This window comes from Pseudomonas sp. SZ57 (assembly GCF_009495975.1).
Classification (GTDB): Bacteria; Pseudomonadota; Gammaproteobacteria; order Pseudomonadales; family Pseudomonadaceae; genus Aquipseudomonas; species Aquipseudomonas syringae.
Window position 1 is genome coordinate 19909 of the sequence record NZ_WIBD01000010.1, and the last position, 9194, is coordinate 29102.

At 59.5% G+C, this 9194-nt stretch carries 8 protein-coding genes; 6 read left to right on the top strand and 2 right to left on the bottom strand.

What is annotated here, in order from left to right; translation table 11 throughout:
• The first annotated feature begins 230 nt into the window (after nucleotides 1–230).
• From GE543_RS12470 to GE543_RS12490, 5 genes are all read left to right on the top strand, one after another.
• The gene (locus tag GE543_RS12470) at nucleotides 231–1790 is read left to right on the top strand and encodes a cryptochrome/photolyase family protein (protein ID WP_153221559.1); all 1560 of its coding nucleotides are present in this window, start codon (nucleotides 231–233) and stop codon (nucleotides 1788–1790) included.
• Nucleotides 1787–1930 (top strand): DUF2256 domain-containing protein, encoded by a 144-nt coding sequence (locus GE543_RS12475; protein ID WP_003315231.1) that lies wholly within the window; start codon nucleotides 1787–1789, stop codon nucleotides 1928–1930. The genes GE543_RS12470 and GE543_RS12475 overlap by 4 nt, the downstream gene beginning before the upstream one ends.
• A 146-nt stretch (nucleotides 1931–2076) precedes the next feature.
• Nucleotides 2077–2505: a DUF2231 domain-containing protein gene (locus GE543_RS12480; protein WP_003368607.1), complete on the top strand. Its 429-nt coding sequence runs from the start codon at nucleotides 2077–2079 to the stop codon at nucleotides 2503–2505.
• A complete protein-coding gene (locus GE543_RS12485) occupies nucleotides 2502–3794 on the top strand; it encodes a sorbosone dehydrogenase family protein (protein WP_004418497.1) in 1293 nt (430 codons plus the stop codon). The genes GE543_RS12480 and GE543_RS12485 overlap by 4 nt, the downstream gene beginning before the upstream one ends.
• 326 nt (nucleotides 3795–4120) lie before the next feature.
• The gene (locus tag GE543_RS12490; RefSeq protein ID WP_371927158.1) at nucleotides 4121–5320 is read left to right on the top strand and encodes an MFS transporter; all 1200 of its coding nucleotides are present in this window, start codon (nucleotides 4121–4123) and stop codon (nucleotides 5318–5320) included.
• 62 nt (nucleotides 5321–5382) lie between these two features.
• On the opposite strand, the gene GE543_RS12495 is transcribed toward GE543_RS12490, so the two are convergent.
• Nucleotides 5383–7023: a methyl-accepting chemotaxis protein gene (locus GE543_RS12495; RefSeq protein WP_004410550.1), complete on the bottom strand. Its 1641-nt coding sequence runs from the start codon at nucleotides 7021–7023 to the stop codon at nucleotides 5383–5385.
• Between the two features lie 266 nt (nucleotides 7024–7289).
• Nucleotides 7290–8285 carry an aldo/keto reductase gene (locus tag GE543_RS12500; protein WP_153221561.1) on the bottom strand — a complete coding sequence of 332 codons (996 nt, stop codon included), beginning with the start codon at nucleotides 8283–8285 and terminating at the stop codon, nucleotides 7290–7292.
• A 169-nt stretch (nucleotides 8286–8454) separates the two neighbouring features.
• Here GE543_RS12500 and GE543_RS12505 point away from each other — a divergent pair, with 169 nt between their 5' ends.
• Complete coding sequence (locus GE543_RS12505) at nucleotides 8455–9177, top strand: haloacid dehalogenase type II (RefSeq protein ID WP_153221562.1); 723 nt, start codon at nucleotides 8455–8457, stop codon at nucleotides 9175–9177.
• Nucleotides 9178–9194: the final 17 nt, after the last annotated feature.

A 9194-nucleotide genomic window follows, 5' to 3' on the forward strand; every position in this document is an offset into this window, starting at 1 on the left:
CCCGACACTCCCTCGACGCCCTCCATGGCTGGATGATAATAATGTTGATAATGGTTCGCATTAGTGTGACAGGTTGTTTCGCACAGAAAAAGACACTGCGAACAAATAGTTAACAAATTTTTCACATTTCCGTGCTGAGGCCGGACGTGAGTCGCCGTGAGGGTCTGACAGGTATCCATCGAAAAGCGCTATGAAAATCTTGTACATGAAATTACATTGGTACAAGTTTTATGGCTGCGGAGCCTCTTCCATTGACCCAAGCCCCTCGTCTCCACCTGATCCTTGGCGATCAGCTTTCCTTCGATCTCGCGTCCCTGAAGGACTTGTGCCCCGAACGCGACACGGTCCTGATGGTCGAGGTCATGGAAGAGGCGAGTCATGTGCCGCATCATCCGCAGAAGATCGTGCTGATCTTCAGTGCCATGCGTCATTTTGCCGAGGCGCTGCGTGAGCGTGGTGTTCGGGTGCAGTACGTCATGCTCGATGATCCGCAGAACACCGGGTCGGTGCCGGGTGAGTTACAGCGCTGGCAGGCTCTGTTGCGAGCAGAAGAGCTGCACATCACCGAATGTGGCGACTGGCGTCTGGAGCAGTCGATCAAGGACTGCGGGTTGCCCATCCAGTGGCACGCCGATACGCGCTTTCTCTGTTCCCGTGACGAATTCTCATCGTGGGCGCACGGCAAGAAGCAGTTGCGCATGGAGTTCTTTTACCGGGAGATGCGCCGCAAAAGCAGGCTGCTGTTGAACGGCGACGGTACGCCGGTCGGTGGTGCCTGGAACTTTGATGCCGAGAACCGCAAGGCGCTGCCCAAGGGCATGGCCGCGCCTTATCCGCTGCGCTTTTCCGCCGACACCATTACCCGCCAGGTACTAAAGCTGGTAGGCGAGCGCTTTGCCAGCCATTACGGCTCGCTGGATAATTTCGACTATCCGGTTACGCACGCCGACGCTCAGGCGCTGTGGGAATACTTTCTGGACTATGGCCTGGCCGGTTTCGGCGATTATCAGGACGCTATGGCCACTGATGAGCCTTTTCTGTTTCATGCGCGCATCAGCGCGGCGCTGAACATCGGGCTGCTGGATTTACGCCAGGTGTGCAGTGACGTTGAATCCGCTTACTGGTCGGGCAGGGTGGGGCTGAATGCCGCCGAAGGTTTCATTCGCCAACTGATCGGCTGGCGGGAGTATGTGCGTGGCGTCTATTGGCTGAAAATGCCCGATTACGCGAGCGGCAATCTGTTCGGTAACAGCCGGCCGCTGCCCGAGTTTTACTGGACCGGTGAAACCAAGATGAACTGCATGAGTCAGGCCATTGGCCAGAGCCTGAAGCATGCCTACGCCCACCACATTCAGCGCCTGATGGTGACCGGCAACTTTGCCCTGCTTGCCGGCATCGTGCCGGAGCAGATCTGCGAGTGGTACCTGGCGATCTACATGGACGCCTTCGACTGGGTCGAGCTGCCCAATACGCTGGGCATGGTCATGCACGCGGATGGCGGCTATCTGGGCTCCAAGCCCTATTGCGCCAGCGGCCAGTACATCAAACGCATGTCTGACTATTGCCGCGGCTGTGCGTACAAGGTCACTGAAAGCACCACTGAGGATGCCTGCCCGTTCAATGCGCTCTACTGGCATTTCCTGATGCGCCACGGCGACCTGTTACGTCGCAATCAGCGCATGGCAATTATCTATAAGAACCTTGATCGCATGGCTGAGCCCAAGCAACAGGCGCTGTGGGAGCGGGGCGAGCATTTGCTGGCCAGACTGGATGCCGGAGAAGCGCTTTGAAAAAGAACGAGCTGCCGGTCAAGACCTGCGTGGTCTGCGGGCTGCCGTTTACCTGGCGCAAGAAGTGGGCGCGCTGCTGGGATGAGGTGCTTTATTGCTCTGAGCGTTGCCGGCGAAACAAGCGCACTGCACGCGAGTAGCGTTTTCAAAATATTTCGAAATGAAAAACGCTGAACTATCGCGTGCTCAGCATGATCCTTCCTTATGCGCATTCAGCGCGACCCCGACCTGCCAGCGCATCCGCACTGAGTTTTGATCCAGGGTCGCCGAACGAAAAGGAGCCGTCATGACCGTAACCACCCATCCCGTCTACCGCTACACGCCAGGCCCGCTACATGCGACCTTGCTTGCCGGAACCGTGCCTTTGTTTCTCGGTGGCTTGCTGAGTGATATTGCCTATTACCAGACGTTTCAGGTGCAGTGGAGCAACTTTGCCGCCTGGCTGATTGCCGGAGGCCTGTTGTTCTGCGGGCTGGCGTTGCTGTTCGCGTTGGTCAATCTGGTTCGCGCCGATCACAAGGCCGGTCGTCCCGTGGTGTACTTCCTGTTGTTGCTGGTTACTTGGGTGCTGGGTCTGGTCAATGCCTTCGAGCATGCGAAAGACGCCTGGGCGGTCATGCCGTCTGGCTTGATCCTGTCGGTCATCGTCACTGTTCTGGCCTGCGTTGCGACGTGGACCGGGCTCACCAGCCTGCGTTCCGGAGGTGCAGAATGAGAAATATCCACGCATTGACTGCATTGAGCATGGCGCTGCTGCTGAGCGCCTGCGGCGGTGAAGCCGACAGCACTCAGGCGCGCGGACCGGATCCGAAACTGCCGGACCCGCAACGCGGCCTGTTGCCGAGTATGAAGATTGCCGAACCGACCGCATGGGGCGATCAGAAGCCTGCCGTGCCTGAGGGGTTCAGCATCACGGCGATTGCCAGTGATCTGAATATTCCGCGCCAGTCCATCGTCTTGCCCAACGGCGACATCATCGTTGCCGAAGGACGCGGCGGCAGCGCTGCCAAGCTCAAACCCAAGGACGTGATTGCCAGCGTCATCAAGGCCCAGGGCAACACCAAGGTCAAAAGCGGTAATCGTCTGACACTGTTGCGGGACGCGGACGGCGACGGCAAGTACGAGCTGAAGACGGTCTTTGCCGAGAACCTCAATGCGCCTTATGGCCTGGCCTTCGCGAACGGCAAGCTGTACGTGGCCAACCAGGATGCGCTGGTCAGCTTCGATTATCAGGAAGGTCAGACCAAGGCCAGCGGTGAGCCGACCAAGGTTACCGACTTGCCATCGGCGATCAACCACCACTGGACCAAGGCGCTGACGGCAAGCCCTGATGGCCGTTACCTGTATGTCGGTATCGGCTCGAACAGTAACGTGACCGAGCGCGGTATGGAGGTCGAGATCGATCGGGCGATGGTCTGGCAGATCGACGCCGCCACTGGTGCCCACAAGCCTTATGCGACCGGGCTGCGCAACCCGACGGCACTGGCGATTCAGCCGGGCACCGGGCAGCTGTGGACGGTGGTCAACGAGCGTGACGAGCTGGGGCCTGATCTGGTACCGGATTACCTGACCTCGGTGAAGGAGGGCGCGTTCTACGGCTGGCCTTACAGCTATTGGGGCCAGAATGTCGACACGCGTGCCCAGCCGCAGAATCCGGCCAAAGTCGCTGCGGCGATCAAGCCTGATTACAGCCTTGGTTCGCACGTCGCCGCACTGGGCGTGTCGTTCTCGATCCCGGCCATGGGCGACAAGTTTGCCGACGGCGTGTTCGTTGGTGAGCACGGTAGCTGGAACCGCGATAACCCGGTGGGTTACAAGGTGATCTTCGTGCCGTTCAGCAATGGCCGTCCTGCGGGCGAGCCTGTGGATTTCGCAACCGGTTTCCGCGGAGCTGACGGCAAGACTCGCGGCCGGCCAGTGGGCGTGACGGTTGATCCGAAAGGCGCACTGATCATCGCTGACGACCTGGCAAACACCGTCTGGAGAGTGACCCGCAACAAGTAGGTCACATGACCTGAGATCGTTGTTGAGTGATCGTTCCCAAGCGCTGCTTGGGAACGCCGTTCTTGACGCGGAGCGTCGGCACGATAGTCGGTGATTGATCGTTCCCATGCTCCGTGGGAATGCCGTTTGTGATGCTCTGCGTCACCCATGCAACCTCGCCGCGGAGCATCGGCCTGATGGCCCGTCTTCGCGGGACTTGCCTCGCGTCATCCACACAAAATTCTTTCGCAAGGTGGCTTCGATACGGGCTTACACGTTAGGGTTGGCCGCTTACACGCGCTGGCCCGAGCGGCCGGTCGCTGACATTCCCGAATTCTGGAACCGCTGTGAGTCGCTTTGAAACCGCTGGAAACGTAGAAACAAAACCCGCTTCATGGTGGGCCGTTGGCAGTGTATCGCTTGGGTCGTTCGCCACCGTCACCACTGAATTTCTGCCGGTCGGGCTGCTGCCCGATATCGCTCGCGACCTGGGAACCAGCATCAGCCAGACAGGCTTGATGATGGCCGTTCCCGGCATCCTCGCGGCCATCTCGGCACCGTCCTGTATTGCCCTGTTCAGTCATGTCGACCGCAAGCGCCTGTTGCTCGGGCTGCTGTCGATATTGCTGGCATCCAACCTGATCGTCGCGTTGTCCACGCACTTCTGGCTGACCCTCGCAGGCAGGGTCCTGCTCGGCTTCGCGCTGGGGGGATTCTGGACGATTGCCGGGTCCCTCGGGCCGCGCTTGAGGCCCGGCAAGGAGGGCGTCAAGGCCACGGCTTATGTGCTGGCGGGCGTCTCGATTGGCACTGTCGCCGGGATTCCGGCCGGTACGTTGATCGGTGAAGCCTTCGGCTGGCGGGCCGCTTTTGAAACAGCGGCAGTGGTCACGGTGGCAGTGGGTTTGTTGATCGCATTCTTCCTGCCTGCGTTGCCGGGCGAGCGTTCTGCCGGCATCAGCCAGATGCTGTCGCTGGCTGGCGAGCAACGCATTCGTCGCATGTTCGCCGCCGCACTGTTGATCTATGTCGGGCACTTCGCGGCTTACACGTACCTCGCGCCCTTCGTGCAGGAATTCGCGCATATTCAGGGTCAGGCCCTGGGCGCATTGCTCTTCGCGTTCGGCCTGGCGGCAGTTGCAGGCAATCTGGCCGGTGGAGCCCTGGCGGCCAGAAGCGCGCCGTCCTCGGTGCTGATCATGACCCTGCTGATGCTGGGTTCGCTGACGGCGCTGCTGATGTTCGTCGGTAACCCGTGGCTGCTCTGGCCGGTGATTCTGGTCTGGGGGTTCGCTTTCGGGATGATCCCCATCACCACGCAGATCTGGTGTTTCGAGGCCTCCAATGATCGTGTCGAAGGCGTTCAGGCGTTGCTGGTCTGTGTGGTGAATCTGTCGATAGGCGGCGGGGCGTTCATGGGTGGTGTGGTGTCCGGTCGGGCCGGCTTTACCGCTGCCATCGTGATCGGCGCGGTATGTGCCGCGCTGTCCATGCTCACCGTGATACTGGCGATGCGCAACTCAAGGCCGGTCAGTTGCATAGACTGATCTGCCGATAATGGGATACTGCGGCGATGCTCAATCCATCGTCGCGATACCTCATCACACCTTCAGCCTGCCTTGAAAAATGCGACTTTGCGGGTCAGGCGATCCGCAAGCTGTGCGAGCTCCTCACTGGCGGTTGCCACCTGCTGCGATCCATTGGCAGATTTGAGCGTCGAGTCGTGGATGCTGGTGATATTTATCGCAACGTCTTCTGCCACCGCACTCTGTTGAACCGACGCGCTGGCGATCTGCGCGTTCATGTGATTGATCGCACTCACTTCCTGATTGATTCTCGACAGGGCGCTTTGGGCATTGCGTGTCTGTTCCACGGCACGATTGACCAGTTCACAGCTGTCGCGCATGTTCTGTGCCGCAGTTTCAGTACCGCCCTGCAGCGTGCTGATCATGTTCTGAATCTCCTGGGTCGACAGCTGGGTGCGATTGGCCAGCGAACGAACCTCATCGGCCACCACCGCAAAACCTCTGCCATGCTCGCCCGCGCGGGCGGCTTCAATGGCCGCGTTGAGTGCCAGCAGGTTGGTTTGTGAGGCAATCGAGTTGATCACCTCGATCACCTTTTCGATCTCCTCGCCGTGCCGTGAGACCCGCTCCACGGTGCTGGTCGTTTCAGTCAGCGTGGCCGCCAGTTGTTCGATGGCAGTGGTCGTGCCTTCGACGAGCGTGTTGCCGTTCGCCACCTCACTGTCAGCCAGACGTGCAGCGTCTGCGGCCTGCGCTGCATAGCCCGACACTTCACTGACCGTCGCGGCCATCTCGCTGATGGCGGTGGCCACCTGTTCGGCTTCACGGGTCTGCACCATGATCTGCGCATTGTTGGCAGAGGAGGCAGTCGACAGCACGGTAGAGGACTGGCTGACCTCCTGAGCGGCCATGCGTACGTCGGTGATGGTTTCTGAAAGACGGTTTAGCGCCGTTCTCAGCACACCCATGACGCTGTCAGGATAGGCCGTGGTGATGGTTTGCTGCAGATCGCCCGCTGCCAGTCGGCGAATGGCTTCGGCAACGTCAACCGGTTCTGCGCCAAGGGTCTTTTTCACGAAGCGGATGATGAACGCCGACAGCACAATGCTCAGCAGCACAGCGAACGCCGTGGCCAGCAGCATCAGGCCACGGAACTGGCTGGCGGTCGCCTGCACATTATCCAGCTGGACCCTGATCGAGGCTTCCTCATGGTCGATGAGCGCGTTGATACGCTTCAGCCATTCACTGTAGTTACCGGAGGTCTGGCTGAGCAACAAGGCCTGCGCACCGGCGATGTCTCCGGCACGGCGCAAGGCAATCACGCTCTTGGTAGAGCCGAGCGTTTGCTGCTCGATTTCCTTGATGCCGCGCAGCAATTGGCGTTCTTCGGCACTGACATTGGGCTTGGTGAACAACTGCTCCATCGGTACGGCCGAGTCGACATAGTCCTTTTCAAGGCGGGTCATCTCTGCCAGATGCAGCGCTAGGTCCTGGTCGTTGTTGACCAGCACGGCATCGCGCAGGGCGATCGCACGGTTATGCACGCTGCCCCGGAAGTTGATCGCATAGCGTTGCACCTTGGCGGCATTTTCGCCTACGTCTTCCAGGGTGCTGTCAATGAACCCGACCCGCTGAATGCCAACGGCGGTGATCAAGATGAGCAGCGAGACGACAGCGGCGAATCCCAAGCCGATGCGCGTAGCCAGAGAAACCTGATTTTTCATGAAATGAACCCGAGCGAGGCAACAGAAGAAGTCGAATTAAATAATGGCAAAGAGCCTTTATTCAGAATGGCCTGACAATACCGTCCAGTCGACTCGCTGCCCAATAGATATTTGCGCACGGTGACATAGACAGGTGTTATTTCAGAACTGTATGACAGTTACGAAAGCGTGGGGTGCGATCTTTAGGGTCCTCGTCGTCGCTCTGTGCTGCGGGTAACCGGCGACGCTCATGTCGTTCGCCGGTTACGGGTGTTTTGCTGCGTCGGTCAGACGAAACCGGTCACTGCATGGGGCACGTATGGAGCTTCGAGACGTTTGATGTCCTCATCACTGAGCACCAGTTGCAGCGCTGCGATGGCATCGTCCAGCTGCATGGCCTTGGAGGCGCCGACGATGGGCGCGGATACACCGCGCTTGGCCAATACCCAGGCCAGTGCGATTTGCGCCATCGGCACCCCGCGCTCTGCGGCCAGCTGTTCCACGGTATCGATCACCCGACCGTCTTCCTTTTCGGTCGCCTCGTAAAACGACTGGCCGGAAACGTCGGTTCTGGTCCGCTCGGTCTGCTGACCATGGGGCCTGGTCAGCCTGCCGCGTGCCATCGGGCTCCACGGCATCAGGCCGACACCCTGATCGATACACAGCGGGATCATCTCGCGCTCTTCTTCGCGATACACCAGGTTCAGGTAGTTCTGCATCGAGACGAACCTGCTCCAGCCATGCGCGGTCGCGACCTGCTGGGCCTTGGCGAACTGCCATGCGTACATGGAGGACGCACCGATGTACCTGGCCTTGCCGGCCTTGACCACATCGTGCAGGGCTTCCATGGTTTCTTCGATGGGCGTGTCATAGTCCCAGCGATGGATCTGGTACAGGTCGACGTAGTCAGTGCCGAGTCGCGTCAGGCTCGCGTCGATACTGGACATGATGGCCTTGCGCGAAAGCCCCTTCTCGTTAGGACGGGTCGAGCCTTCCCACATGTTTGCCGGAAAGAACACCTTCGTGGCGATGACGGTCTCGTCGCGACGGGTGAACTCTTTGAGCAATTTGCCGACGATGGTTTCCGAAGTGCCTGCCGAGTAGCTGTTGGCCGTGTCAAAAAAATTGATGCCTTGCTCGACGGCGTGTTTGATGATCGGCCTGCTTGCTTCTTCGCCCAGTGTCCAGGGATGCGTTCCGGCATCGGGCTCGCCGAATGTCATGCATCCAAGGCACAGTCTGGAAATATCCAGCCCTGTGTTGCCAAGCTTTACGTAGTCCATGAATCCTCCGTCTATCGTTGATTGATCAGCCGCCGAGCCGTTTCGGTGCCGTCCATAACATTTACAGTTGGGGCAATGTCTGCCCGGAACAACTCGCTTTGGCGCGATTGGTTCTATAGTTCTAGTTCTGTAGAACTATAAGCGACTGTGCACGATTCGGGAGAGCAATATGGCCAGACTGGAACAGATAGGGTTTCTCGGTTTCGATGTATTCGGCACCGTTGTCGACTGGCGAAACGGCGTGGCGCGGGCCGCTGCGCCATTTCTGCAGCGGCATGGCATGCACGTCGACCCCCTTGATTTTGCCGATCAGTGGCGCGGTCTTTATCAACCTTCCATGCAGCGCGTGCGTGCGGGTGAGCGCCCGTACGTGACACTCGACGTGCTCAACCGGGAGAGTCTCGAAACCGTGCTGGCGCGCCACGAGGTGGATTTCGGCAGCATTCCCGACGCCGAACTCGTCGAGCTGAACAAGGCCTGGGAGCGGCTTGATCCCTGGCCAGACTCGGTCGCAGGCCTGACCCGATTAAAGCGCAGATTCTCGATCGGTACGCTATCGAACGGACACATCGCCGGAATGCTCAACCTGGCGAAATTCGGCGGACTGCCCTGGGACGTCATCGTCGGCGCAGAGATCGCCGGCACCTACAAACCGATGCCCCAGACCTACCTGAAGTCTGCAAAAGCCGTGGGCCTGGCGCCGCATTGCGTCGCCATGGTGGCTGCGCATAACGCCGACCTGACTGCCGCACGTGCGAATGGCTTCAAGACCGTTTTCGTCCGACGTCCCGCCGAGCACGGGCCAGGCCAGACATCTGACCTGAGCGCCGAACAGGACTGGGACGTGATCGTCGACTCCCTGACCGAAGCGGCTGACGCGCTCGATTGTTGAAGCGCCTGTTAGGGGGT